Consider the following 24,047-nt stretch of genomic DNA (forward strand, 5'->3'; position numbering starts at 1 on the left):
GCTAAAGCTGGATTTCTTCATCAGTGAAAGCTCTGCGCGCAGATTAATGTTGCTTCAGCGGCTATGGCATAGATTAGGGAACTTGCTTGGGGGGAACTGACCCGGCCAAATGACGACATAGCTAGCATGATTGCAGGACTGAACAAGGGCGAAGCGCGCAATGCGCTGGCCAGGGCTGTCTTCTTTAACCGGCTGGGCGAAATCCGAGACCGTAGCTTCGAACAGCAACGCTACCGTGCCAGCGGCCTCAACTTGGTGACTGCTGCAATAGTGCTGTGGAACACGGTTTACCTGGAGCGGTCCGCAAACGCATTACGCGGACATGGCACCGCTGTCGATGAATCGCTGCTGCAGTACCTGTCGCCGCTGTCGATGAATCGCTGCTGCAGTACCTGTCGCCGCTGGGCTGGGAGCACATCAACCTAACTGGTGATTACCTGTGACGCAGCACCGTCAAGGTGGGTGGAGGAAGATTCCGGCCATTACGACGACTGAAATCGCTTAGCGTACTTTAAAATCCGTTTTCTGAGGCGACCCCAGCTTGATGCATAGGCATTTTGAAATGCCTATGCATGAACTGGGCAGCCTGCGGCTGCAAATTGTGGGATTTTGAAATCGGTTATCATAGCCAAAATTGAGTCGATCCCTCCTCAGCACAGGCTTACACATGGCGTCAGAGACCAAAAAACGTAAACGGGCGAGCCGGGCAAAAGCCAAGGCAAAGCAGACCCGTCTCCAACGCGCCGGGCATACTACCTTCGTGCCCGATACCGACTTTTCCTTCGATATCGATCCTTTCGGTGATGTCGATCTTTGTAGTTGCTGCCAGACAACGTATCTGAACGACAGGTTTCCCGACGCTTCTTGCGTAAGCGTTTAGATGAGAGAAGGGCCAGGCGGATTCGCCATCACCGCCGTCATTCACCACGATGAGGAGCCGCCCTGCTGACGTGGCCTCTGCACCGCCTGCTTACAAACCTCGACCGCTCAAAAACCTCTTCACGGCCAACGGCTGCTGGGCAGATTTGCTGGAAGCCGGCGGTCTGCGCCAAATCGAAGTGGAGTCGATCAGCAAAATGCTCGCCTGCGGCACCTCGATACTGGGCGTCAAACACTACACCTGTGCCAATGAGCATTGCCCGCACGTCAAATACCTGTGCAACACCTGCCATTGCCGGGCCTGTCCCTCCTGCGGCAAAAAGGCCACCGACCAGTGGATCGCCGTGCAAAACAACCGTCTGCCCGACTGCCCCTGGCAGCATCTGGTGTTCACGCTGCCCGACACGCTGTGGTCCCTGTTCTTCTACAACCGCTGGCTGCTCGATGCGCTGTTTCGTCTGGCGGCCGATAACCTGATCTACACCGCCAAGCGGCGCGGTTTGCGCGTCGGGATTTTCGGTGCGCTGCACACCTATGGCCGGCGGCTCAACTGGCATCCCCACGTCCACCTGTCGGTGACCGCGGGCGGCCTGGATGAGCAGGGCGTCTGGAAAAATCTGTCGTTCCACAAAGAGGCCCTGCGGCGGCGCTGGATGTGGCTGGTGCGCGATTACCTGCTGGGACAGCCGCTTTCGCAACTGACGATGCCGCCGCCGCTGGCCCACATCCTCTGTGAAAGCGACTGGCGCCGTCTGATACTGACCGCTGGCGGCCAGCACTGGCACATCCACTTGTCGAAGAAGACGGAAAACGGCCGAAAGACCGTCAATTACCTGGGCCGCTACCTGAAAAAACCGCCCATCTCGGGCAGTCGTCTGGCGCATTACACCTCCGGAGCCACGTTGAGCTTTACCTACCTGGATCACCGCACGCAGACCTATCAGCAGGAAACGCTGAGCCAGGCCGACATGCTGCGCCGGGTGGTGCAGCACATCCCGGAAAAGCATTTCCGGATGATCCGGTATTTTGGTTTTCTGGCCAATCGGGTGTGTGGGAAATACCTGCCGAAGGTCTATGAAGCACTGAAGATGGCGACGCCAGGACCGGTACCAAAGCTGTATTTTGCGCAGATGGCCAAAGCCTTTCTAAACGTCGATCCGTTCCGTTGCGTGCTGTGTGGCGCACGGATGGTATACACGGCGGCAATCAGCGGGCTGACGGTGCAGGGACTGGTCCTCAACGCTCAGGCGATCGCGCAGATGAGGTACGTGAAGCCCTGACAGGGGGAAGGTGCGTCCGCACCTAGGCTTCGCGGTGAAATAACCTGTATTAACGCTTTTTGATAGGGATTTTCACTGCATAAGTAACGCATCTGCGTCTTACTACGCATCGCTATGAAGGCATGACGCCTCCTTCATAGCGTCAGCTTGATGCATAGGCATTTTGAAATTCCTATGCATGAACTGGGCAGCCTGCGGCTGCAAATTGTGGGATTTTGAAATCGGTTATCATAGCCAAAATTGAGTCGATCCCTCCTCAGCACAGGCTTACACATGGCGTCAGAGACAAAAAAACGTAAACGGGCAAGCCGGGCAAAAGCCAAGGCAAAGCAGACCCGTCTCCAACGCGCCGGGCATACCACCTTCGTTCCCGATACCGAATTTTTCTTCGATGTCGATCCTTTGGGTGATGTCGATCTTTGTAGTTGCTGCCAGACAGCGTATCTGAACGACAGGTTTCCCGACGCTTCTTGCGTAAGCGTTTCGATGAGAGAAGGGCCAGGCGGATTCGCCATCACCGCCGTCATTCACCACGATGAGGAGCCATCCTGCTGACGTGGCCTCTGCACCGCCTGCTTACAAACCTCGACCGCTCAAAAACCTCTTCACGGCCAACGGCTGCTGGGCAGATTTGCTGGAAGCCGGCGGTCTGCGCCAAATCGAAGTGGAGTCGATCAGCAAAATGCTCGCCTGCGGCACCTCGATACTGGGCGTCAAACACTACACCTGTGGCAATGAGCATTGCCCACACGTCAAATACCTGTGCAACACCTGCCATTGCCGGGCCTGTCCTTCCTGCGGCAAAAAGGCCACCGACCAGTGGATCGCCGTGCAAAACAACCGTCTGCCCGACTGCCCCTGGCAGCATCTGGTGTTCACGCTGCCCGACACGCTGTGGTCCCTGTTCTTCTACAACCGCTGGCTGCTCGATGCGCTGTTTCGTCTGGCGGCCGATAACCTGATCTACACCGCCAAGCGGCGCGGTTTGCGCGTCGGGATTTTCGGTGCGCTGCACACCTATGGCCGGCGGCTCAACTGGCATCCCCACGTCCACCTGTCGGTGACCGCGGGCGGCCTGGATGAGCAGGGCGTCTGGAAAAATCTGTCGTTCCACAAAGAGGCCCTGCGGCGGCGCTGGATGTGGCTGGTGCGCGATTACCTGCTGGGACAGCCGCTTTCGCAACTGACGATGCCGCCGCAGCTGGCCCACATCCACTGTGAAAGCGACTGGCGCCGTTTGATACTGACCGCTGGTGGCCAGCACTGGCACATCCACTTGTCGAAGAAGACGGAAAACGGCCGAAAGACCGTCAATTACCTGGGCCGCTACCTGAAAAAACCGCCGATCTCGGGCAGTCGTCTGGCGCATTACACCTGCGGGGCCACGTTGAGCTTTACCTACCTGGATCACCGCACGCAGACCTATCAGCAGGAAACGCTGAGCCAGGCCGACATGCTGCGCCGGGTGGTCCAGCACATCCCGGAAAAGCATTTCCGGATGATCCGGTATTTTGGTTTTCTGGCCAATCGGGTCTGCGGGCAGTACCTGCCAAAGGTCTATGAAGCACTGAAGATGGCGACGCCAGGACCGGTATCAAAGCTGTATTTTGCGCCGATGGCCAAAGCCTTTCTAAACGTCGATCCGTTCCGCTGCGTGCTGTGTGGCGCGCGGATGGTATACACGGCAGCGATCAGCGGGCTGACGGTGCAGGGACTGGTCCTCAACGCTCAGGCGATCGCGCAGATGAGGTACGTGAAGCCCTGACAGGGGGAAGGTGCGTCCGCACCTAGGCTCAGCGGTAAAATAAACTGTGTTAATGCGGATTTATAGGGGGTTTCACTGCATAAGTAAGGCATCAGCGTCTTCCTACGCATCGCTATGAAGGCATGACGCCTCCTTCACAGCGTCAGGTTCATGCATAGGCATTTTGAAATTCCTATGCATCAAGTCCAGGAAATATCCCCTTGAATCCAGTTGAAACCTTTGAGGCGATCAAATTAAAATGTTCTGCATGAGCCCCACTCAATGCAGAAAGCTCATCAATAACCTGAGACAGAGCATTTGCTAAATTCGAGCTGCCATCCTGTCTTTCTCGCTCAACAGCAGTAATTAAAGGAGCTAGAGCAAATGTAAGGAGATTTTTTTCGGTTGTATCTGCATCCTCTAAAGACCCGATCCTAATCGGTTTAGGAAGTCTAGATTTGAAAACGTTATCAGCACCTCCAGCCTTACCATCCATAGCCCAATTTTCCGACTGAGGGTCCCAAGTGAAACGTGTAGATTTAGAATTAGTTCCATCCCATCGCCATAGGCTTCGAACAATCCTTAATTCCGACTCATGCACCTTCCATTTTTCATCGATATTGGCAACTCCTTCTGGAATATGAACTTCTAACTCCACCTCGGAGAAACTCTTGGAATCGGCATGTTGATATCTATCTTTTATAGGTGAAAATGGTTCACCTGAGCCGTATGCTAGCTCGTAAGCTCTGAGTATAGTTGACTTACCGGCATTATTTTTACCAACGAGGCACACGATATTATCTAGAGCGATTGTTATTCCATCATTGCCGACACAGCCGATATTTTTTAGACGCATACGAACAAGTTTAGAAGTGTTACTCATAAAATATCCTTTTAGATGAGCAAGTGACACATGCTATATTTAGAGATAGACGTGAAGGCGAATTCTTCTTGGCCGTTCACCGGACAGAGCCTAGCGTTTTTTGGCAAAGCAGAGAATAGGGGGCGATACAGAAAACGGAAAAAAATGGCAGGGATTTTGAAAGTGTAGAAGGGGTCGATAGAGAAAACGGACAAAATCGTACTAAGCTGATGCTGGATTTGGCCATGTGTTTACTTAGCCTTTACAACCCACAGCTGATCAAGCCGCGTCGTGTAACTCTGGCTCATTTGCTCACGACGCATTCCCCAGTCCGGCGCCATAGGCACAGAACCAGTGCGCAAAGTCCCACGACCCCACTTGCCATTGATCATATCCAATGCCGACATCAGTCGATCCGAACTCACCGGCTGATTGGTCATGAAAAGGTCATCGGTAAATTCACCTGGTTGGCAGATATCCATCAGCAGCACTTCGGCTTTGCTGTACCTGAAGCCTGGTCGAAAAATCCGTGAAACCGCCTCCGTCGCGTAATGGGTCATCAGCCTGGGGAGCCCGCAGAATTCGGAAAAAATCGTACTACAAGGGCTTCCCCATTGAGCACAAGCCCAATAGTTTCTGTTTGACTCCGCTGCATATGCCGGACCTTCGGAAAGAAGGTGAAGGACTGCGGTACTACAAACGGTCATCTTGAGCTGATCGCTCGGACCCTGATGAAAGACGCACGTGAGGGCCTCGTTCGCTAATTGGGACTGAATTTCCCATACGATTTTTCAGGTATCCCTCACGCAGGTCCAACCCGCTTCACATCAACGACGGCAGTGCACATTGATCCTTTTATCCGCTCATGATCCTCGCCCTAACGCCTTACAAGGTGATCAGTCATGACCTCTGGTGTTTACGCGCCCGTTGGTTCTGCCTGTTCAGGCTTGAACGTGTCGCCGTAATGCAGAACGGCCCAGGCCATCCTCGCATTCTTGGCGGCAATCGCCACGGCCGCACGCCAGTAACCCCGTCGCTCCATGAGGTTGCGGATCCAGCGACTGAGAGGGTCTTGCTTATCGCCCAGGTTGGCCATGACAGATCGAGCTCCAAGCACCAGTAGACTGCGTAAATAGGCATCCCCGGCTTTGGTGATACTCCCCAGGCGCTGCTTGCCGCCGCTACTGTATTGGCCTGGCGTCAAACCGAGCCAGGCAGCCACTTGGCGTCCGTTTCTGAAGTCGTGCCCATCTCCAATACTGGCCACTAAAGCACTTGCAGTGGTCGAGCCAACCCCACGCAATTGCAGCAGCCTACGGCTACGATCATCTTCGCGAGCGATCTGATTGATGGCTCGATCAAGTTCCACCAGCCGATCCTCGATATGGCTGGTGTGCTCCAACAGTTCACTCATGCACCGTCTTGCCCAGCCAGGCAAGGTGTCCAGACAGGGACCAATCTCTTTTCTCAATCGCTCTGGGCTTTGTGGCAGGACCACGCCGAATTCAGAAAGTAATCCGCGCAGTCGGTTGTACGTAGAGGTGCGTTCTTCGATGAATCCCTGGCGGGTTCGATGAAGGCAAAGAGTGGCCTGCTGATGCTCGTCTTTAACAGGGACAAACCGCATGCTGGGTCGGGTCACTGCCTCACAGATCGCGGCAGCATCTGCGGCATCGTTCTTGCCGCGCTTACCCGACATTCGATAAGGCGAAACGAGTTTAGGAGCCATCAGCTTGACCGTATGGCCGTGCTCGGCGAACACCCTCGCCCAATGATGAGCGCCTGAGCAAGCCTCCATACCAATCAAGCACGGGGGCAACTGGGCGATCAATGGCACCAGTTGATCCCGCGCAACCTTGGGCTTCACCAAGGTTGCTTTACCAGCCTCATCGACGCCGTGAACGGCGAATACGGCCTTGGCTAGATCGATTCCCACGGTAATAATTGGCATGGACTTCCCCTCCTGTGGTTTTGATGCAGGTTTGACACTTCATCATGGCACTTCGATGCCGATTCGCGACTTTCGCCGCGCCCTCTGGACGGGGAAGTCCCTTTCATTCGCTTAGCCGGGCCACGCTTAATTTGGCCTAAACTGACGGCTTCACGATAAGCAAGGAGCTATAGATGCTACGTAAACGATCGATTCAACTGTGTGGGGAATTTAGTCTCGACTCCACAGAGGCAAAGTGGGTTCACACCATGAGAGATTCTGGAAGCAGCAGGGATGAAATGGTCGCTGCTTGGCAGAATCATATGAAGTCGAGTCCAGAGTCCGCTACCCTCAGGGTTGACTACTATCTGGGAAATGTTGACGGCGCGGAAATTTTAAAACACCTTTCTCCGAAGGAACCTACGTCTATTCAGTTCCAGGAAAAGGTTACTGACGGCTACTGGCTTAAAGCTCACGGTGTGGACGCGGAATTCGACATTCTTCTCAAAACCCCCCACCTGTCCGAGACGGAGGTTCACACCCTGCTTGCCAATCACCAAGAAAACCTGTGCTGGCTTGCTTATAAGAATTCCCACGAGAACCCCTATTACCCGCATCAGCTAGAGTCTGGCGTGATTGCCACGCCCATCTTGCTGGATGATATCAACCCCCTACTCACTTAGGCGGTGGCTCGCCGTAAACGACTAGTTGAAGTACACATCAACCGGGCGTCAGGCGTGTACTCGTTCCAAGTCAGAGTAGGGCCGCTTTCTGTATTTTCTGACGCTTCGGCACCAGGCTCTATGGACTCAACCTGACAGGCCAAATGCTTAGCGTTCGTTATTTTCCGTTTTCTCTATTGTTCCCTGAAGGGCAGGAGGCCGCCGGCTGGGAAAAAGGACGAGTTCAGGGGCTAGCTGACATCTACAAGATGGAGTAAGGGCTACCGCGCCCAGGGGCTTGGTGGCTACTGCTAACCAGGCTGACAAGTCACCCTGTCCACCACCAGCGCCACGAACAAAGGAAAAACACAAGGAACGTCGTATGAAACTGGTATTGGCTCAAATTATAGCGGTTCTGGCTTCAATAGGTCTGGGGGAAGCAGGGCAGCGCACAGGCGAACTGGTGTACATCAAGGCAGGCATTCTTGCTCTCGTCTTGAGCGTATTTCTGATGCTCGCAACATTTGGACTCGAACTCGTTGAGTTACTGCGTGAAAGGTCACTGAGCCAAGGCCGTCTCGATACGCCAGCGGCATAGGCTAATCTCTATGAAAAACAAAGGAGAGCAAAATTAATGAGCGTAAAGCAGAGACTTACCGAAGAATTCATAACCTCCACGGTCCCGCTTAATGTGACAGGCAATGGATATGGTCATCCTTTGTTGGTACGGATCGATCTCAGCCTGCAGTCCGACGATTCTATACTGCTAACCTCACGGGGAGGGAACACCGGAACACCAATGAATAAAGCAAAATGCGTCAGTGTTCCGTGCGCAGAATGGGACAGATTTCAATCGGAACACACTGGCGACCTGGCATTGGCAAGGTGGGCTTTTGCCAAAACAGGTTGGGTCCTTCGTGATGATGAGTAAAGCAGTGAATAGAGGAAATTCACAATCGCTGCCAATCACTGACGGGAGTTAGAATAGTGATCGGATCGTTAATGAGTGTTGGGCCTGTAATAGGGATTGTTCTCGGCTTAGCCGTTGCGGTCCTCGTGGTGCTATCACTCGAAGATCAACGTAGAAAAATACACCTTGAGGTCGCCGAGCGGCTGATAGCTGAAGGTGTACCCGAGACGGATGCAATGAAAAGATCAGGGGTAAGTCATTGGGGTCAATCGTTTATGTCAAGGTTTAGACAGAAATGGCCACCGCTGCCTACCGAACAGGATGAACGCTGATATAGATAGGAAAATCATTTATGGAAGCCGAAATGAATATGACCGAGGAAGAAATGCGGCAAGCACTGTTCGGCTCTAGCGAGTCTGCCGGACATTCAGCGACCACACAGGCTCAAGCGCATGCTGTGGTCATAAGGCCTGAGCATTCAGTGGATCGGCGTAAGACGGCCAAGAATTTTGTACCCAAACTGATGGTCACGTTGCGTGTAGGCAATGAGTATGAAGGCAAGACAGAGCTGATCACCCACGAGGCAGATACGCTCAGCCTCCTTCAAGCTGAAATGGATGCGTTGAAGATTGCTCGCAAGAAATACAGGTACATCGAGCTGGTATCAGTCATTTCGGCCAAATAGATCTGCAACAGGCCCCTTGTCCAGGCTGATTAATCGCGGAAAAGTCGCCCATGAGTCAGATGTATGGGGTGCTACGCGCAATCGCCACTACAGAATAATCCATCTCAAGGCGGAAGGTCTGATTGAGCAGACTGTGACCGAGGCCAAGCGTCTGGCAGAACTCGCCCCGACTCCTTTTGATTAAAAATGCCAATGCACTTTCAAGCTCGCGACGTGTGCACTATCGCGCTGCTAGGCCTACATGTATATTAGAAAGCCATAACGAACCGATGAGATAAATAATGACAGGAATCTACAAAGCTGATTGGATGCAAGCGCTAGCGCGAAATAAGCAATACGGCCTTTCTGTACCAGCGGTATATACGGCGCCGCAGGAGAAATATTTTACGGCTTCAAGAATAGCAGAGCTTCCGAAAATTATTCAGCCAGCTTTGGCGGGATTAACGATGGATGATTTGGTTTGTCAGTGTCTAGCAATACATTTTAAGTTACTTCCCGTTTTGCAAGATTGGCTTGGGTGTCCTGTTTATTTCACCCTGGGCTGGATTGATGATGGAAAAAATGGAATGTTCAAGTTTGGAGATCCGCTTATTAAGTCCCTTCTTGACGGAAAGCCTAGAAGCAGCGTAGTCAACCTACATGCTTGGTTGACGCTACCCTCAATGGAAATCTTCGACGTTACGTTGTCAACGACCATTGCTAAGGTCAATAACTTGACGGAAGGGTATGGAGGGGTATTTAGTCAACACCCGGATAGCCTTAAGGGAATTGCCTTCAAGCCCATGTTGCTGGGAGAGGAATTTTTGATTCGCAGTAAGTTGCTCAGATTTGAATAGAATCCAGCTACAAGCTAAGCTAAAGTCAACTTTGGCGTAGGAATTTCATATGCTCCTTCTGACTCGCCGCGAAGGTGAAAATATTATGATTGGGGATGGAATTCAGATCCAAGTTCTAAGCGTTTCAGAGGACACTGGGGATGTACGTATCCAGATTGAAGCCCCAGACGCCGTCGAAGCCCAGAGCAGAAACGTTGAGAACGAAGTGACCGATGGCAAGCCTGGTCCTGTTATTACTCATAAGCGCCGGTGGCGCTCGTTGGTCACTAGGTTTGAATGATCACCCAACCGCCCTTATGACCCCCATGATAGCCTCGTCCTGAACCGGTGGCCTTTTTCAAAAGCGGGCTGGGTGCTTCGTGACGCTGAGTAGGCCAGTGCCCTTAACCGCCTAACGTTGCGCAAGCTCGGCGCGGACCTTCATGACGGTCGTAGTTGAACACGCAGCGTGCCTCGCTACTGCTCGGATCCCGAGACCCGCAGCCAGCAGCTCACCCACTCGGTTACGCAGCTCTGCGTCTACGGGTCTGCCTTTGTAGACGCCTGAAGCTTTTGCCTTCTCAATCCCTTGTGCCTGGCGCAGTCTTCTTTGTTGATAGTCCTTCCTGGCGATCGCGGCCATCATATCGATCATCATGTAGTTGATGGCCGCCAGCATGCGGTCGGTGAACTCGTCCCCCGACTGGGCCGTCATGCCTTGATGACTGGTAGGCAGATCCACAGAGACGATCCGTATGCCTCGGTTATCGATTGCTGTTTTGAGGGATCGCCAAGCCTGGTCATCCATCCGCGACAGCCGATCGATGCTTTCCACCAGCAGCACGTCACCTCGGCGAGCATCTTTGAGTAGTCGAATTAATTCCGGGCGGTCGGCATGGCTGCCACTGGCATTTTCCATGTAGCACGATGCGATGGCCTTGCCGTAGCCGGAGACAAACGTTTCCAAATAATCGCGCGCTCGACTTGCGTCCTGGTCATCGGTCGATGCTCGAAGGTATGCACGAATGAACATCGGTAGATCTGTCTCATTTTGGGTGTAGTCAAATCATTGTATCAAATTGGGTGTACGTTAAGTGCGCAAAGCTGAAATCTGTTGGGCTGATTTTCGTGTCACTTGGGGTAGACCCTATGTTGACGATCATAAGTAGCACCATGTGGTGACAAAAATTCAGGTAAAATAAAAGAGACTAGATATACGTAATCACGTATAATTAGTCCATGAACAAAGTCCTCAAACAAATCATCTTTATGGGCTCAGCTCTAAACGACCTGAGAGCGTTCCCAATCTCTGCCCGCCGTGAGGCCGGCTTTCAGCTGGATAGGGTGCAGGTGGGCAATGAGCCTGACGATTGGAAGCCCATGACGACCGTTGGTCCAGGGGTACAGGAGATACGGATCAGGGACGCCCACGGCGCCTTCCGTGTGATCTACATTGCGAAATTCTCGACGGCGGTTTATGTCCTGCACTGCTTCCAAAAGAAGACGCAAAAAACGAGCAAGCATGACCTTGACCTCGCCGCCAAGCGGATGAAAGAACTGACTAAGGAGTTGAACTAATGACTGAATCAAATCAAGCCTTCAGCAGCGTCTGGGACGCCCTGGAGGACTCACCAGCCGAAGCAGAGAACATGCGTATTCGCAGCAGCCTAATGTCGGCTATCCGAGACTTTATCGAGGTGCGTCAGCTCTCGCAGGCTGACGCTGCGCAGCTGTTCAACGTAACGCAACCCCGCATTTCAGAACTCCAGCGCGGAAAGATCGACCTGTTCAGCGTGGATCGATTGATCAACATGCTCGCCCAGGGCGGCATGCACGTTGAAGTCAGTGTCAAAACTGCAGCTTGAGCTTGATATAGGTTACATGTGGTTGCGATTCCTGTAGTTTTGACTTCTTTCAGCCTGATCTGCCCCTATGATTGTCGATCCTGACCTGCCTGGTCTTGCAACGAAGATCACTCAGAACTACAGCAACGCCCAGATTGCCCAGTTGATCAGGATGATCAGTCCTGTTTCACCCTGCGCCCTGATGGCCGGGGACGAATTTGAGCGGGTCATGGCCGTGCTTGCGGGCCAGAATCGACGTCGGGCGTTCTCCGATCGCTCGATAAGTGCTGCCAGGCTCGTCCTGGTCATGGGTGCCAGCGTGTCCGAAGCAGCCTTGGAGACTGGATTGACCCGGCAGGTGGTTCACAGGCTTATGGCACGCATTCGGGCGCGCCTGGAGGATTTGCCTGCTGATTGGGTCAAGGTTGAAGCCTGGCTTCCTCCTGCAGCAGCTGGTGACGTTCTGGCTTTGGCTCAATCACTCAGATCTGCTCGATCGCAATAGGAGAGGAGTGCCCTGGCTGTTTGGGCCTCGGCGCAGCTCGATCGTTGACAACCTCTGACGTGCGTTCCCTTCGCTGCGCTCAGGGCCGGGCTTTCGTGCTGCGCATCGAGCCAGGCCATGAAGCCGGCCCGTCTCGCCCCTTCGGGCTTCAATCCTCGCCGGCAAGCCGGCTCTAACGCCTCCGGCCTCTCGGCCTGCGCGCTCCGCTTGCCGTCGCTGCCTGTACTTCCCGTATCACCTGCAGGCTTTGCTGCGCACCTTTCGCCGTGCGCTTGACGGTAGATCGAGCGCGGCACCTGACAAGGGTTCGGCTGCGCCCGCGACACTCCCCCGTTCAGACTCGCTTCGCTCCCTTAGCTGCGGCCTCGCATCGCGCCCTTGTCACGCACCTATGCGCCCGATCGACCTAAGCGCATCGGCGAAAGGCACTCAGCTAAGCCAGCACAGAGGTGAGACGAAATGAACAGACAAGCAAAGCAACAGCTGATGAAGCGCTTCACAAGCGGTCAGGTCGAGATCTGCAAAAAGCTGCTGAAACTGAGTCGCCAGGTACACAAGTTCAATGCCCGCGTCGAGTTCCTGGTGCTGACGTTCAAGCATGACCTGGTAGACGCCGTAGTCCGGTATGAACTTTGGGACAACGGTTTCGAAGGCCTGGGCGAACGCCAGTTCGACAACTGCTTTGAAATGGGTGACTCGGCCGAGGTGATCGCCGAGCTAATCACCACAGCGCGTCGTGAAGGTTTCGTGGAAAAAATTCAGACCTGGTGCGGCAATGAATCGTTTGCCCGCTGGTGCAGCTACGCCGACCGCCAGGGCGACCTTTTCGCCGCTTAACCCCGCTTACGCCCGTCAGGCCGGGCGCTACACCAGGAGAAAAAATATGCGTATGTCCAGCAACTTCCGTAACCCATGCATGATCCGCAGTGACGTCGCACTGAGCAACGATCAGATCGCCCACTATGTGCCTTCCATCTTCGCCGAAGAAGCGCACGACAGCAGGTCGGCACGTTATCTGTATATCCCGAGCGTGCAGGTACTTGATGCGCTGCGCGCCGAAGGATTTGAACCATTCATGGCCTGTCAGACACGCGTGCGTGATCAGGGCAAACGTGAGCACACCAAGCATATGCTGCGCCTGCGCCATGCGAGCCAGATCCTGGACCAGGAAGCCAACGAAATCATCCTCCTCAACAGCCACGATGGCAGCAGCAGCTATCAGATGATTGGAGGAAAATTCCGTTTCGTGTGTGCAAATGGACTGGTACTGGGAGACGTTGCCGCTGACCAGAAAGTACGCCATAGCGGCCGTGGTGATGTGGTAAATGACGTGATCGAAGGCGCCTTCGAAGTGTTGAAGCATTTCGAACAGATCGACCACATAACCGCTGACATGAAGCATCAACAATTAGACCAGGACGAGCAAGAGGCCTTTGCATTGGCTGCCCTGGCGTATCGCTACGATCCTGCAGAAGGACCTGCGCCTGTTACCCCGTCCCAGTTGCTCATGCCACGCCGTCGGGAGGACCGTAGCAGCGACCTTTGGACCACCTTCAATCGAGTCCAGGAAAACACCATCAAAGGCGGTTTGACCGGGCGTAACAAGCAAGGCCGACGCACGACCACGCGAGCGGTCAATGGGATTGATCAGGACGTGAAACTGAACCGGGCCTTGTGGGTACTTGCGCAGGCTATGGGTGAGCACAGAAAAGCCGCTTAATTCAACCTAACTGGGCGTTGGCGGCGCCCAACTCTGACAAGTCCACATCAACGTAAGGATGAAGATAATGAACGGCTACGTAGTCACCTGGACCATCTACACAGAATCAGTAGGCGCACATAAAGAAGCCGCCCTTGACGTCGCACAGCGTTTCTTCCAGGCACGTATCGCTGACGGCGAACCAGACAGCGCGTGTACCTTTGTTGTCACCGGTATGGATGGTCAATCGGAAAAAATCGATCTTGCTGATTATCTTTACACGGATTGAAGACGGTTGCCTTGGAACAAAAAAGCCCCTCGATGTGGGGCTTTTTTGTTGGATGGCTTTGAGCGCTCAGGCAACCTGAGGCTTAGCCCGAGGTGCCGCACGTTTGCGCTTAGTGGTCAGGTCGGTAATTTCCCGAACACTCACGTTCAGACCAACATCAGCGAGAGCCTGTTTAACCTCCGAGACGGAGTAACCCTTGGCCGAACACAGCTCAACGATTTGTTCTTTGAGTGACTGTAGCACTTCGGCCTGGCTCATTTTGTCCTTGCTCAGGTCTGGCAGATTGGCCAGTTTTTGACGGGCGGCTTCTAGGTCTTGTTGGGTGAATGTTTTCTGCTTGGCCATAGGCTGGGTATCCTGATGTACTGATGGATTACTCTACGTTACGTTAGTGCTTTGAGCTGTGCTCTCGTTTCTTTGATCGTCTGGCATATTCAGTTACCAGCAACGCAATACGTGCAGGGGATGTTCTCACACCTATTGTTCTGAGGGCTTCTTGTATGGCCAGCAGTGAGTATCCCTTTTCTTGAGACAACGTGTGAAATCTATCCGCAAGCGCGCTCAGAAATTGACCTTTCGACATTCTGTCCTGACTGAGGTCTGGCAAAGCCGCAAGAGCTTGCCTGGCGACCTCTACCTGATCTAGCGTGATTTTTTTCTTTTTATCCACGTGTGCACCCGCATTCTGCTGATATCAATACACCGTGATGGGTCACGGGATTCAGGCTGATCAATGTCAAGCGTGAACATCACTCTACGCATCGTGCGCAGTTTGTCTACCGTCGAGCTGAATCCATGCTTTTCCAGGAAGTGCAAAATATCCGTGAGGGTAAAGTCTTCATCGTGCAGGGCCGCGTACAGTTTTTCGCTGACTGATGCTTCAGGCCCAAAGCGCTGGAACTTGTCCACCTTCAGCGAGGGGAGGCCGTCCAGAAACTCACGGGCCGCAGCCAGATCATGCTGGGTGTACAGCCTTGTCTTTGCCATGAAAATCAGCCCCTTACGTGTCCTGAGCTTTTCAAAGGGCTGGAGAGCCTGCTCGAATTTCGAGGCCCAACCACCCCCGCAGCGCTCTTGCCCGCTTTAGGGTAATATGGTATTTAAAAGGTGTAAAGACGGTTTAAGATATTGACCGGAAATGTTTTGTACGGACGGCCCGCGCGCGGTCCATCCGACAAAACCCGGATCAGGGCTCCGCCCCGACACCCCGACAGCGTCATTCAGTTAGTTAAGGTTGAGTCAGAGCATGTCGAAAAGCACAGCGCGTCAAGCAACGGTGAGGATCGAAATTCGTTGCACTGAAGAGGATGCAGCCTTGATTCGCGAAAAAGCGCTGGCTGCTGAGATATCTGTTTCAGATCTGATGCGTCGTGCTGCGCTGAATCGCAAAATCAAGACACCGACTGACAAGAGGCTAATGGCCTCGTTGCTACAGCTCGGTGGCTTGCAAAAGCATCTGTTCAACCAGATGCAGGACAGCATGACAACTGATCTGAGCAAGCAATTCTCTGACGTGTTGGTCGCCATCCGAAATGCCGTCAATGCCATCGATCTGTCCCAGACTCGCATCAAGTAGTCAATCAGCCATGAACGTCATCATCCCCCCGAAACGCGGCGATAAGGGCTCCAGCTTTAACCGGCTGGTGAGCTACATCAGCGACCGTGAGGACAAGCCCAAAGATGATGATCTAGTCAGCGCTGCGCCTCGCCAGAATGCTTCGCGCACCAAGAAAGCGATGTTCGATCGGCTTGTCGATTATGCGGATCGAAATGATGGAGACGACCGTGCCGTCGTGATCACCGACGTGTTCCCCGATGGCCGTCAGCGCTTGATCAGTGGGGGCATTTCTTGCGAAACAAACTGCTTCTCCTGGGAGACATCGGCGGCGGAAATGAACATGGTTGCCGCCCAGAGTCGTCGCTGCCAAGACCCGGTCTATCACTTCATCTTGTCGTGGCGTGAGAACGAACTGCCCACAGATGCGCAGATCTTCGAATGCGCCGAACACTGCATTCGTCAGCTGGGCATGGAAGGGCATCAGTACGTCACCGCTATTCACCAAGACACAGACAATACGCACTGTCATGTGGCGGTGAACCGAGTCAATCCCATTACCTACAAAGCCGCCGCCTTGTGGAATGATGCTGACACGTTGCAGAAAAGCTGCCGAGTCCTCGAACGCAAATACGGATTCATTCAGGACAATGGGAGTTGGCAGTGGGGTGTCAACGACCAATTGGTCCGTGCTCCTTTTCGGTATGGCAGTGCTCCGCAAGGGACTGTGCCATTGCAGGTCTATTCAAACACCGAGAGTCTCTATCATTACGCCGTGCGTGAGGTGCGCGAAAAAATATCTGAGCTTATCGAATCGCGAGAGATTACCTGGCGTCAAATCCATCTGGCCCTGCATGAACGCGGCTTGGGATTGAGGGAGCAAGGCGAAGGATTGGTGATCTATGATTTCCTGCGCCCAGAGGGTCCTGTGGTCAAGGCTTCTTCGGTTCATCCGACGCTGACCAAGTTTCGATTGGAAGCCCACATAGGTGCGTTTGAAGGACCTCCCACCTTCGAACATGAAGAATGGAGCTATGGTATTTTTTCCACTTACCAGCCTGCATTTGAACTCCGAGATAAAGACGTGCGTTTCGATCGCCGGCAGGCGAGAGCTGAGGCTCGGCTGGACTTAAAAATGCGCTACAAACGCTATCGTGAGGGATGGGAAAAACCTGATCTTCATGTCAAGGATCGATACCAGCAAGTGGCTGCTCGGTACCAGGCAATGAAGGCGGACGTAAAACGCTCTCAGCACGATCCTTTGCTTCGCAAGTTGCTGTATCGAGTTGCCGAGTTCGACCGGATGAAAGCCATGGCTGAGTTGCGCATCGAGCTTCGTGACGAGCGGCAAGCGCTTGCCGAAAAGGGCTTGCTTCGTCCGCTTGCATACCGTCCCTGGGTCGAGCAGCAAGCTCTTAGAGGAGACGTTGCGGCTGTCAGTCAACTGCGTGGATTTGTGTATCGAGAAAAGCGGAAGGAGCGCACTCCGAACGGTGGGTTTGATCGTCTTATCCAGTGCGGCCAGGCAGATGATTCTGCTGTCTATCACCTGCGCTCTTACACGTCACATTTGCATCGTGACGGCACTGTCGAATATCTGCGCGATGGCAGGGCGGGTGTGATAGACTGTGGCGATTTCGTCCACGTAAAACCGGGGTTCAATGACGACGATGAGTTGGACAATTATCGGCTGGCCGCCAACCTGGTATCCACGAAAAGCGGTGACGCTGTGAGGATCATTGGTGATGACCAGTTCGTAGACCAGGTGCTTGATGCGGGATGTGGCGTCAACCATCGCGGAAGTCAGTATGTGTTCCAGGTGACCGATCCAGAGCAGATGGCGCGCTATGACGTGATCGAGAAGGATCACCGTCAGTATTACGGCTACGACGAACCGGAGGTGAGAACGCATTCCCCAGCTCGGCATGACCCGGTGGATGACGCCCCCGATGATGGTTACCAGCCTCCAAGGCCGTTCGTTGGTTGAGGCGAAACATTGACCAGGATCGCGATAATCAGCATTTGTATCAGTAGGATCGCCGTGGCCCTTTAGTGGAAGTTGAGTGAGCCTAAGTAGTACCCTGATGCGGCGGCGAAGCTGGTGTGCAAGGCCCCCATATGGAGAAGAAGTCAAAGCCCGTCATGCGGGCGACAACGACGTTGGCGAGCGCTACCAAGATTGACGTGGCCAAACCGCACAACGCGATGCCAAAGCTTTCGAGTAAGCCCTTAATCTTTTATTGATCCCTCACACTTCCCACGGATTAATGACGGATACACCGACCGCCTCATAGGGTGCAGTGTCGCGTGACGCCACGATGAAACCTCGCGAAGCCGCAATCGCTGCGATATAGCCGTCAGGTGTCGGGAATCCTCGCCCGCAGGTTTTTGCCGTCACGGCCAGATCGGCATAGCGCCGTGCTGCATCGATATCGAATGGCAGCACCCGATCCCTGAACAGTCCCATTAGACCGTCAAGGGCCTGCGCCAGCATGTCCTTGCGCTTGCCGGCCGGGAGCGCCCCGATGCCAAACAGCAGCTCAGCCAGCGTCACGTTGGACAGGTATAGCGTTTCGGCGGCTTGATCGTTCAGCCAGGCCCGCACGGCAAAGTGGGACTCGGGCTTCATCGCCTCGGAAACGACGTTGGTATCGAGGACGATCATTCAAACCTCAGCGGCTCGGCCGGCGTCTTGTCTCGCACTTGGTTGAAGACCTCGAAATCTTCGTTCGTCAGGCCGATCTTGCGACCCAATGCCGCCAAGGCTTCACCTAGGCGAACGCGCGTCTCCGGCTTGACTGCGATCGCCAGAATCTCGCGGACTTCGGCCTCGGTGCTGTGCCCGTGTTGGGCGGCCCGCACTCGCAGCGCGCGGTGTACATCGTCGGGCAAGTTCCGTACTGTCAGCATTGCCATAACATCACCTTATGAAATTGCATTCAATGAAGTCATTTTATGTCTTTGAATGCATTTTCGCAAGAAGCCTCGCGATTTCGGAAAACAGCCTCCAAGGCCGTTCGTTGGTTGAGGCGAGCCATCCGAAATGGCCAGGACCTACATTTGAAAATGTACGAACGTGTCTTGAGAGGGGGGCTTCACCTGAATCGCACGCCGCCGCTTATGGCATGCATGTTGTCATGCTTTGTAAGCGGCTGAATCGAATTTGACAGCCAAGCTTGCATCTTCGCGAAAGCCAATGTTAGATTGATGACGTGTTTGTTTTTATGAAATGGATTTAACGGGTCACATAAAGGATTAAGTCATGGCCACTGAAAAGAATAGCTTTCTACAACTGTTGGAGCAAAACACCTCTCGGATGAGCCCCACTGGTAAGCGGATTGCTAGCTACCTGTTGGGTAACCCGGAGCGACTTCCGTTTGAGTCCGCCGATAGCATTGCGAAGCAGACCTCCACCAGTGGTGTTTCTGTTGGTCGTTTTTTTCGATCCTTGGGTTACCGGAACATCGATGATGTTAAAAAGAGTCTGAGCGGTGAACCGTCGGCGTCATGGCTCATAACTGACCGTGTCAGCGCCTTTCGTGCCGAAAGCATTAAGGCCGACGCACTTGACCGTTCTTTGAATCGCGAGATTGAAGCTCTCCGTCATGCTTACGGGCTAGCCCGCAGCACTACCTTTACCGATATCGTGAAGCGCATCCATGAAGCTGATGCGGTATTCATCGTCGGAATTCAGTCCACTCGCGGGACTCTCACAACGTTTCATAGCCACCTGGAATACATCCGGCCCAAGGTCTATTACGTCGATGGCCTGTCTGGGACATACGCGGAATCCCTAAACTCCGGGTTCGAAAATCCCTATGCGATTATTTCGGATTGCCGGGCCTATTCGAGAATGACCCGCACCTTCTGCAAAGTGGCGGTAGACAACAACCTGCCACTGGCGCTGATCACAGATCTGCAATGCCCCTGGGCCAGGGATTATCCGCTTGACCTGCTTCAACTGAAAACCGATGTGGGGCAGTTTTGGGACTCCACAGCACCACTGGCTTGCCTTTTGAATCTCATCGTATCCGCCGTCGCGGAGAAATACGGTGATCGCCTCGATGAGCGCTCGGCCAGGAACCGTCAACTGCAAAAAGCTTTCGGTCAGTTCGAAGACTAATGCTATGACACCATCGACTCCCATCTTGAGTGTATGCGTGAACAACAGTCCCCTTGTAGAGATTGATGCCCAACATTATCAGGTCCAAATCGACCTGATATACGCTGGTGCTGCCAACCTGACGGGCAGAGCGATCTATCGGAGAGCGCATTGCCGGTTACACCGTGATGCAGGCAAAAGTTTGATCAAGGCAAGTCGGCTCGCCCGTCAGGCCGGTTTCATCCTGCGCATCTATGACGCTTATCGGCCGCCCTATGCCCAGCAAATATTGTGGAGCGCACTACCCAATAAAGACTATGTGCGCGACCCACAATCTGGCTCCCACCATAGCCGCGGAGTGGCGCTAGATTTGACCCTTATAGGCACTGAGGGGGAGCCGCTGGACATGGGTACTGCTTTTGACACGATGGAAGAGAAGTCACACCATTTTTACGCCGACTTGCCAGTAGATGTGCAACGCCATCGTCTGATGCTGTTGGGAATCATGCTCGCCGCTGGTTTCCAGGCAATTGCTACTGAGTGGTGGCATTACGAGCTACCAAATGCCGACGATTACCCCTTGCTTGATGACGAATAAGTCGCGTTTTTAGACGGAGATTACATCAGTACTAGAGACGGGGGGGGGGGGCTGTAAAAAGGATATAACCACTCGCTAGGTGATAGCGCTCTATACATTGAATGATCAAGGAAACATGGATGAACTCATTGAGCAGTGTTACCAGAAAATCCGCCTCTGGCACCAGCAAATTGCTGCTGACCGTTTTTTGCAGCGCCTTGAGTCTAGGCGCCTGGGACGCCTCAACGGCGTCTGTACCTCAAGACACTCTGGTCATTGGCAAACCAACTGATCCGCAGACTCTCGACCCAGCCGTGACCTTTGATAACAATGACTGGACCATTACCTACCCATCATATCAACGGTTGGTCGGTTACAAGGTTGAGAGCGGCAAAAGCAGTACTGACGTGGAGGGTGATCTGGCGGAGAGCTGGACTGTCTCGCCTGATAACCTCGTTTGGGAGTTTAAGATAAAACCTGGCAACAAATTCGATGACGGTGCCATAGTTGATGCCGCCGCCGTGAAGTTTTCCTTTGATCGTTTGATGACTCTCAAGCAAGGGCCATCCGGTGCGTTTCCAGAGGACATGGTGGTTACGGTCATCGATCCGCAGACCATTCGTTTCACCCTGAAAAAGCCCTTCGCGCCGTTTCTGTTTACCCTGGCCCACAACGGTGCTTCGATCATCAACCCTGATGTGATTCATAAGAGTTCGGATGTAAATGCCTGGCTCTCAAACCACACCGCCGGCTCTGGCCCCTTCCGCTTGAGCACCTGGCAGAAAGGGCAGTCGCTGACCATGGAGCCGAACACCAATTACGCCGGCCCAAAACCTAGTCTTAAAGCTGTGGTCATCAAAATCATAGGCGAGCCTTCCGTCCGCCGCTTGCAGTTAGAACGCGGCGATCTGGACATCGTCGAAGACATGCCCGAGGACCAGCTCGCTGCACTCGGCCGCAAACCAGGAGTGGTCGTCAAGGAGTTCCCGTCACTGCGGGTGACTTACCTCTACCTGAACAATAAGAAGGGGCCGCTTACCAGCGTTGATGCACGGCGCGCGATCACGGAAGCTGTGGACTACCACGGTATTGTCAAAGGCATCCTGAAGGACAAGGCCAAGCTTATGAACGGGCCGATCCCGCAAGGTATGTGGGCTTACGACAGCTCGCTGCCGGCAATGAACCAGAACATCGCAGCAGCCAAGGACAGCCTCGCCAAAGCACCACAGAAAATCACTACCCTCAGCTACATGTATTCTGACAAGGACCCTAATTGGGAGCCGATCGGACTTACTCTGCAGGCGGCACTGGCACCACTAGGCATCAATCTCAAGTTGGAAAAACTTGCCAACGCTACTCTGCGTGAGCGCGTGGGCCAGGCTGACTATGACATTGCGGCGGGAACTTGGAGTCCGGACTTTGCTGATCCGTACATGTTCATGAACTTCTGGTTTGACTCCAAGATGCAGGGCCTTCAGGGCAACCGCTCTTTTTACAGCAACCCGGAAGTTGACACGCTGATCCACGAAGCGGCGGCCACCAGCGACACAGAGAAGCGCGTCGAGCTTTACCAGGCTGCCCAAAAAATGGTGCTCAAGGATAGTGTGTATGCCTACCTCTATCAGAAGAACTACACCGTGCCGATGCGTGATTCAGTCAAGGGGTACGTGTTCAACCCTATGCTCGAACAGGTATTCAACTTGGGAAGCATTACCAAGTAGACCCGTTCCTCACGCTAGTCCTGAACCCCTCCGGGATTCGCGGAGGCTAGAGCGGCTTGTGATTTTTGATGCCCGCATTATCGAGGTGCTCAATGGCCTTTTCGACTTTTTTGCGCAAGCACCTGTTCGGCCTGCTTTTGGTGGTGTTCGGTGTTTCGCTAATTACATTTTCAATATCGCACCTGATCCCTGGTGATCCTGCCCGGCTGATAGCAGGCGACCGTGCCAGTGATGCCTTGGTTTCGGGCATACGTCATCAGTTGGGATTGGATCTACCGCTATATCAACAATATGGTCGTTATGTGATTGACCTGCTGCAAGGTGACCTTGGGACATCGATACGAACTGGCCGTCCGGTGCTTGAAGACTTGCAAGCGTTTTTCCCGGCTACATTGGAATTGGCGCTGGTAGCACTAGTTCTGGCGATTTTGGTAGGTGTGCCGCTTGGCGTATTGTCAGCCGTGTATCACAACCGTGCCGTAGACCATATAGCCCGTACCTTGGCGGTGACTGGAATCTCCACCCCGGCTTTTTGGCTCGGCCTTGGTGCAATTGTTCTGTTTTATGGTCATCTTGGCTGGCTGCCTGGGGGCGCTCGGTTGTCAGACGGGCTCGCGCCACCACCTGCAAACAGCGGCTTTTATCTGATCGACTCTTTAATCGCGGGTGATGGCCGATTATTTCTCGATGCTGCTGAGCATCTGATTCTCCCTGCGGCAACTCTAGGGTTCGTTACCCTTGGTGTTATTGCACGACAGATTCGTTCGGCGATGCTCGATCAACTCGGTGAAGATTACATCCGTACCGCACGCGCTTATGGACTGTCCCGATGGACCGTTGTCCTTCGCCATGCGCTCCCCAACGCTCTGATCCCCTCAGTTACCGTCCTTGGACTGACTTTGGGGGATTTGCTGTATGGCGCAGTACTGACCGAAACAGTATTTGCCTGGCCAGGTATGGGAGCCTATGTCGTTAAATCGATCCAGGCGCTGGACTTCCCTGCGGTGATGGGCTTCGCAATCATGGTTTCATTCATTTATGTACTGCTGAACATGGCGATTGATCTTGTATATCGCGTGATTGATCCACGCATTGGCCAGGTGAATTGATATGTACGTATACCAGACTAATCGCGCCCGGTTTCATGCAAAAATCGCCTATTTGGCCCACCACGTTGGCCGCAGCACGCTGACCATGGCAGGTCTTGCAATTATCTTCCTGATTTTGCTGTGTATGGTCTGTGCGCCTTGGCTTACCAGCCACGACCCTAACGCATTGAATCTAGCTGAACGCTTGTCGCCACCGACCTCGGCTCACTGGTTCGGCACAGACGAGGTCGGTCGTGACCTGTTCAGTCGGGTTATCTTCGGCAGCCAACAATCGGTGGGTGTTGGCTTGTTCGTGGCATTTGCATCCTGTTTCATCGGCGGAATACTTGGATGCTTTTCAGGGGTTATTGGAGGACGTTGTGATGCGGTCATCATGCGCCTGATGGACATCATGCTATCGGTACCGTCGCTGGTATTGATCATGGCTCTCGCAGCTGCTTTGGGCGCGAGCCTGTTCAACGCGATGCTGGCTATCACCCTCGTAAGAATACCCTCCTACGTGCGGCTAGCTCGTGGCCAAGCGTTGAGCATTCGACATCAGGGGTATGTCAAGGCAGCCCAGACTTTCGGTGCCAGTCGCTGGCACCTAGTGCACTGGCACGTAGCACGTAACGCGATGCCGCCTTTACTGGTGCAACTAAGCATGGATATCGGGAGCGCGATTCTTATGGCTTCAGCCCTAGGATTTATCGGCCTGGGTGCACAACAACCTACGGCAGAGTGGGGCGCTATGGTCGCCACCGGACGCAACTACATCCTGGATAACTGGTGGTACTCGGCCTTTCCGGGTCTAGCAATTCTGATTACGGCCACTGGCTTCAATTTGCTGGGTGATGGCGTGCGTGATCTGCTCGATCCACAGCAACAGGGGAAATGACC

The 24,047-nt window shown here is 53.7% G+C and carries 29 protein-coding genes and 1 pseudogene; 22 read left to right on the forward strand and 8 right to left on the reverse strand.

What is annotated here, in order from left to right; genetic code table 11:
• Window positions 1–132: 132 nt before the first annotated feature.
• From AC4ANK_RS29600 to AC4ANK_RS29615, 4 genes and pseudogenes are all read left to right on the forward strand, one after another.
• Window positions 133–443, forward strand: a pseudogene (locus AC4ANK_RS29600) (Tn3 family transposase); the annotation flags it as partial.
• A gap of 486 nt (window positions 444–929) precedes the next feature.
• A complete protein-coding gene (locus AC4ANK_RS29605) occupies window positions 930–2,159 on the forward strand; it encodes an IS91 family transposase (protein WP_460385308.1) in 1,230 nt (409 codons plus the stop codon).
• A 273-nt stretch (window positions 2,160–2,432) separates the two neighbouring features.
• Window positions 2,433–2,714 (forward strand): hypothetical protein, encoded by a 282-nt coding sequence (locus tag AC4ANK_RS29610; RefSeq protein ID WP_015062535.1) that lies wholly within the window; start codon window positions 2,433–2,435, stop codon window positions 2,712–2,714.
• Window positions 2,695–3,924 carry an IS91 family transposase gene (locus AC4ANK_RS29615; protein ID WP_460385309.1) on the forward strand — a complete coding sequence of 410 codons (1,230 nt, stop codon included), beginning with the start codon at window positions 2,695–2,697 and terminating at the stop codon, window positions 3,922–3,924. Before AC4ANK_RS29610 ends, AC4ANK_RS29615 begins: the two co-directional genes overlap by 20 nt.
• Before the next feature lie 172 nt (window positions 3,925–4,096).
• Here AC4ANK_RS29615 and AC4ANK_RS29620 read toward each other — a convergent pair whose 3' ends face one another.
• The 3 genes from AC4ANK_RS29620 to AC4ANK_RS29630 all read right to left on the reverse strand — a co-directional run bounded on the left by AC4ANK_RS29620 (window position 4,097) and on the right by AC4ANK_RS29630 (window position 6,716).
• The gene (locus AC4ANK_RS29620) at window positions 4,097–4,786 is read right to left on the reverse strand and encodes an AAA family ATPase (protein ID WP_460385310.1); all 690 of its coding nucleotides are present in this window, start codon (window positions 4,784–4,786) and stop codon (window positions 4,097–4,099) included.
• 230 nt (window positions 4,787–5,016) lie between these two features.
• On the reverse strand, window positions 5,017–5,325 hold the full coding sequence (locus AC4ANK_RS29625) for a DUF4113 domain-containing protein (protein WP_044424043.1): 309 nt from the start codon (window positions 5,323–5,325) through the stop codon (window positions 5,017–5,019).
• 356 nt (window positions 5,326–5,681) lie between these two features.
• The gene (locus tag AC4ANK_RS29630) at window positions 5,682–6,716 is read right to left on the reverse strand and encodes an IS110-like element ISPsy16 family transposase (protein ID WP_015060660.1); all 1,035 of its coding nucleotides are present in this window, start codon (window positions 6,714–6,716) and stop codon (window positions 5,682–5,684) included.
• Between the two features lie 173 nt (window positions 6,717–6,889).
• Between AC4ANK_RS29630 and AC4ANK_RS29635 the strand changes: the two genes are divergently transcribed.
• From AC4ANK_RS29635 to AC4ANK_RS29655, 5 genes are all read left to right on the forward strand, one after another.
• Window positions 6,890–7,378 (forward strand): hypothetical protein, encoded by a 489-nt coding sequence (locus AC4ANK_RS29635; protein WP_024421281.1) that lies wholly within the window; start codon window positions 6,890–6,892, stop codon window positions 7,376–7,378.
• Window positions 7,379–7,739: 361 nt separating this feature from the next.
• Complete coding sequence (locus tag AC4ANK_RS29640; protein ID WP_053481630.1) at window positions 7,740–7,955, forward strand: hypothetical protein; 216 nt, start codon at window positions 7,740–7,742, stop codon at window positions 7,953–7,955.
• A gap of 664 nt (window positions 7,956–8,619) precedes the next feature.
• Window positions 8,620–8,952 (forward strand): hypothetical protein, encoded by a 333-nt coding sequence (locus AC4ANK_RS29645; protein WP_081000090.1) that lies wholly within the window; start codon window positions 8,620–8,622, stop codon window positions 8,950–8,952.
• A gap of 281 nt (window positions 8,953–9,233) precedes the next feature.
• Window positions 9,234–9,788 (forward strand): hypothetical protein, encoded by a 555-nt coding sequence (locus AC4ANK_RS29650; protein WP_053481496.1) that lies wholly within the window; start codon window positions 9,234–9,236, stop codon window positions 9,786–9,788.
• Between the two features lie 49 nt (window positions 9,789–9,837).
• A complete protein-coding gene (locus AC4ANK_RS29655; protein ID WP_019332195.1) occupies window positions 9,838–10,068 on the forward strand; it encodes a carbon storage regulator in 231 nt (76 codons plus the stop codon).
• 111 nt (window positions 10,069–10,179) lie between these two features.
• On the opposite strand, the gene AC4ANK_RS29660 is transcribed toward AC4ANK_RS29655, so the two are convergent.
• Window positions 10,180–10,800, reverse strand: a complete 621-nt coding sequence (locus AC4ANK_RS29660; protein WP_460385311.1) for a recombinase family protein — start codon at window positions 10,798–10,800, stop codon at window positions 10,180–10,182.
• A 206-nt stretch (window positions 10,801–11,006) separates the two neighbouring features.
• On the opposite strand from AC4ANK_RS29660, the gene AC4ANK_RS29665 reads away from it, so the two are divergent.
• The 6 genes from AC4ANK_RS29665 to AC4ANK_RS29690 all read left to right on the forward strand — a co-directional run bounded on the left by AC4ANK_RS29665 (window position 11,007) and on the right by AC4ANK_RS29690 (window position 14,104).
• Complete coding sequence (locus AC4ANK_RS29665) at window positions 11,007–11,345, forward strand: type II toxin-antitoxin system RelE/ParE family toxin (RefSeq protein ID WP_011106968.1); 339 nt, start codon at window positions 11,007–11,009, stop codon at window positions 11,343–11,345.
• Window positions 11,345–11,632 (forward strand): helix-turn-helix domain-containing protein, encoded by a 288-nt coding sequence (locus AC4ANK_RS29670; RefSeq protein ID WP_002556002.1) that lies wholly within the window; start codon window positions 11,345–11,347, stop codon window positions 11,630–11,632. Before AC4ANK_RS29665 ends, AC4ANK_RS29670 begins: the two co-directional genes overlap by 1 nt.
• A 67-nt stretch (window positions 11,633–11,699) precedes the next feature.
• The gene (locus tag AC4ANK_RS29675; protein ID WP_460385312.1) at window positions 11,700–12,116 is read left to right on the forward strand and encodes a TrfB-related DNA-binding protein; all 417 of its coding nucleotides are present in this window, start codon (window positions 11,700–11,702) and stop codon (window positions 12,114–12,116) included.
• A 459-nt stretch (window positions 12,117–12,575) separates the two neighbouring features.
• Window positions 12,576–12,953 (forward strand): hypothetical protein, encoded by a 378-nt coding sequence (locus tag AC4ANK_RS29680; RefSeq protein WP_007247501.1) that lies wholly within the window; start codon window positions 12,576–12,578, stop codon window positions 12,951–12,953.
• Between the two features lie 46 nt (window positions 12,954–12,999).
• Window positions 13,000–13,836 carry a DUF932 domain-containing protein gene (locus tag AC4ANK_RS29685; RefSeq protein WP_460385313.1) on the forward strand — a complete coding sequence of 279 codons (837 nt, stop codon included), beginning with the start codon at window positions 13,000–13,002 and terminating at the stop codon, window positions 13,834–13,836.
• Window positions 13,837–13,903: 67 nt separating this feature from the next.
• Window positions 13,904–14,104, forward strand: coding sequence for a hypothetical protein (locus AC4ANK_RS29690; RefSeq protein WP_004666908.1), 201 nt, complete (start codon window positions 13,904–13,906; stop codon window positions 14,102–14,104).
• A 66-nt stretch (window positions 14,105–14,170) separates the two neighbouring features.
• On the opposite strand, the gene AC4ANK_RS29695 is transcribed toward AC4ANK_RS29690, so the two are convergent.
• A complete protein-coding gene (locus AC4ANK_RS29695; protein ID WP_460385314.1) occupies window positions 14,171–14,449 on the reverse strand; it encodes a mobilization protein in 279 nt (92 codons plus the stop codon).
• A 297-nt stretch (window positions 14,450–14,746) separates the two neighbouring features.
• Window positions 14,747–15,091 (reverse strand): hypothetical protein, encoded by a 345-nt coding sequence (locus AC4ANK_RS29700; protein ID WP_005622131.1) that lies wholly within the window; start codon window positions 15,089–15,091, stop codon window positions 14,747–14,749.
• A 259-nt stretch (window positions 15,092–15,350) separates the two neighbouring features.
• On the opposite strand from AC4ANK_RS29700, the gene mobA reads away from it, so the two are divergent.
• Together mobA and traI are read left to right on the forward strand one after the other, a co-directional pair.
• Complete coding sequence (gene mobA, locus AC4ANK_RS29705) at window positions 15,351–15,680, forward strand: plasmid mobilization protein MobA (protein WP_060403683.1); 330 nt, start codon at window positions 15,351–15,353, stop codon at window positions 15,678–15,680.
• A gap of 10 nt (window positions 15,681–15,690) precedes the next feature.
• Window positions 15,691–17,646, forward strand: coding sequence for a TraI/MobA(P) family conjugative relaxase (gene traI, locus AC4ANK_RS29710; protein WP_460385315.1), 1,956 nt, complete (start codon window positions 15,691–15,693; stop codon window positions 17,644–17,646).
• A 261-nt stretch (window positions 17,647–17,907) separates the two neighbouring features.
• Here traI and AC4ANK_RS29715 read toward each other — a convergent pair whose 3' ends face one another.
• Together AC4ANK_RS29715 and AC4ANK_RS29720 are read right to left on the reverse strand one after the other, a co-directional pair.
• Window positions 17,908–18,324, reverse strand: a complete 417-nt coding sequence (locus AC4ANK_RS29715) for a type II toxin-antitoxin system VapC family toxin (protein ID WP_460385316.1) — start codon at window positions 18,322–18,324, stop codon at window positions 17,908–17,910.
• Complete coding sequence (locus tag AC4ANK_RS29720) at window positions 18,321–18,575, reverse strand: FitA-like ribbon-helix-helix domain-containing protein (protein WP_002556039.1); 255 nt, start codon at window positions 18,573–18,575, stop codon at window positions 18,321–18,323. Before AC4ANK_RS29720 ends, AC4ANK_RS29715 begins: the two co-directional genes overlap by 4 nt.
• Window positions 18,576–18,921: 346 nt before the next feature.
• Here AC4ANK_RS29720 and AC4ANK_RS29725 point away from each other — a divergent pair, with 346 nt between their 5' ends.
• The 5 genes from AC4ANK_RS29725 to ddpC all read left to right on the forward strand — a co-directional run bounded on the left by AC4ANK_RS29725 (window position 18,922) and on the right by ddpC (window position 24,045).
• On the forward strand, window positions 18,922–19,782 hold the full coding sequence (locus tag AC4ANK_RS29725; protein WP_004668209.1) for a MurR/RpiR family transcriptional regulator: 861 nt from the start codon (window positions 18,922–18,924) through the stop codon (window positions 19,780–19,782).
• A 37-nt stretch (window positions 19,783–19,819) separates the two neighbouring features.
• A complete protein-coding gene (ddpX, locus tag AC4ANK_RS29730; protein WP_004642348.1) occupies window positions 19,820–20,359 on the forward strand; it encodes a D-alanyl-D-alanine dipeptidase in 540 nt (179 codons plus the stop codon).
• Between the two features lie 119 nt (window positions 20,360–20,478).
• Window positions 20,479–22,059, forward strand: a complete 1,581-nt coding sequence (locus tag AC4ANK_RS29735) for an ABC transporter substrate-binding protein (protein WP_057415932.1) — start codon at window positions 20,479–20,481, stop codon at window positions 22,057–22,059.
• Window positions 22,060–22,151: 92 nt separating this feature from the next.
• Window positions 22,152–23,168 (forward strand): ABC transporter permease, encoded by a 1,017-nt coding sequence (locus tag AC4ANK_RS29740; RefSeq protein WP_057425386.1) that lies wholly within the window; start codon window positions 22,152–22,154, stop codon window positions 23,166–23,168.
• A 1-nt stretch (window position 23,169) separates the two neighbouring features.
• On the forward strand, window positions 23,170–24,045 hold the full coding sequence (gene ddpC / locus AC4ANK_RS29745) for a D,D-dipeptide ABC transporter permease (protein WP_102001477.1): 876 nt from the start codon (window positions 23,170–23,172) through the stop codon (window positions 24,043–24,045).
• Window positions 24,046–24,047 lie beyond the last annotated feature (2 nt).

The organism is Pseudomonas sp. Pmew2 (assembly GCF_058129885.1).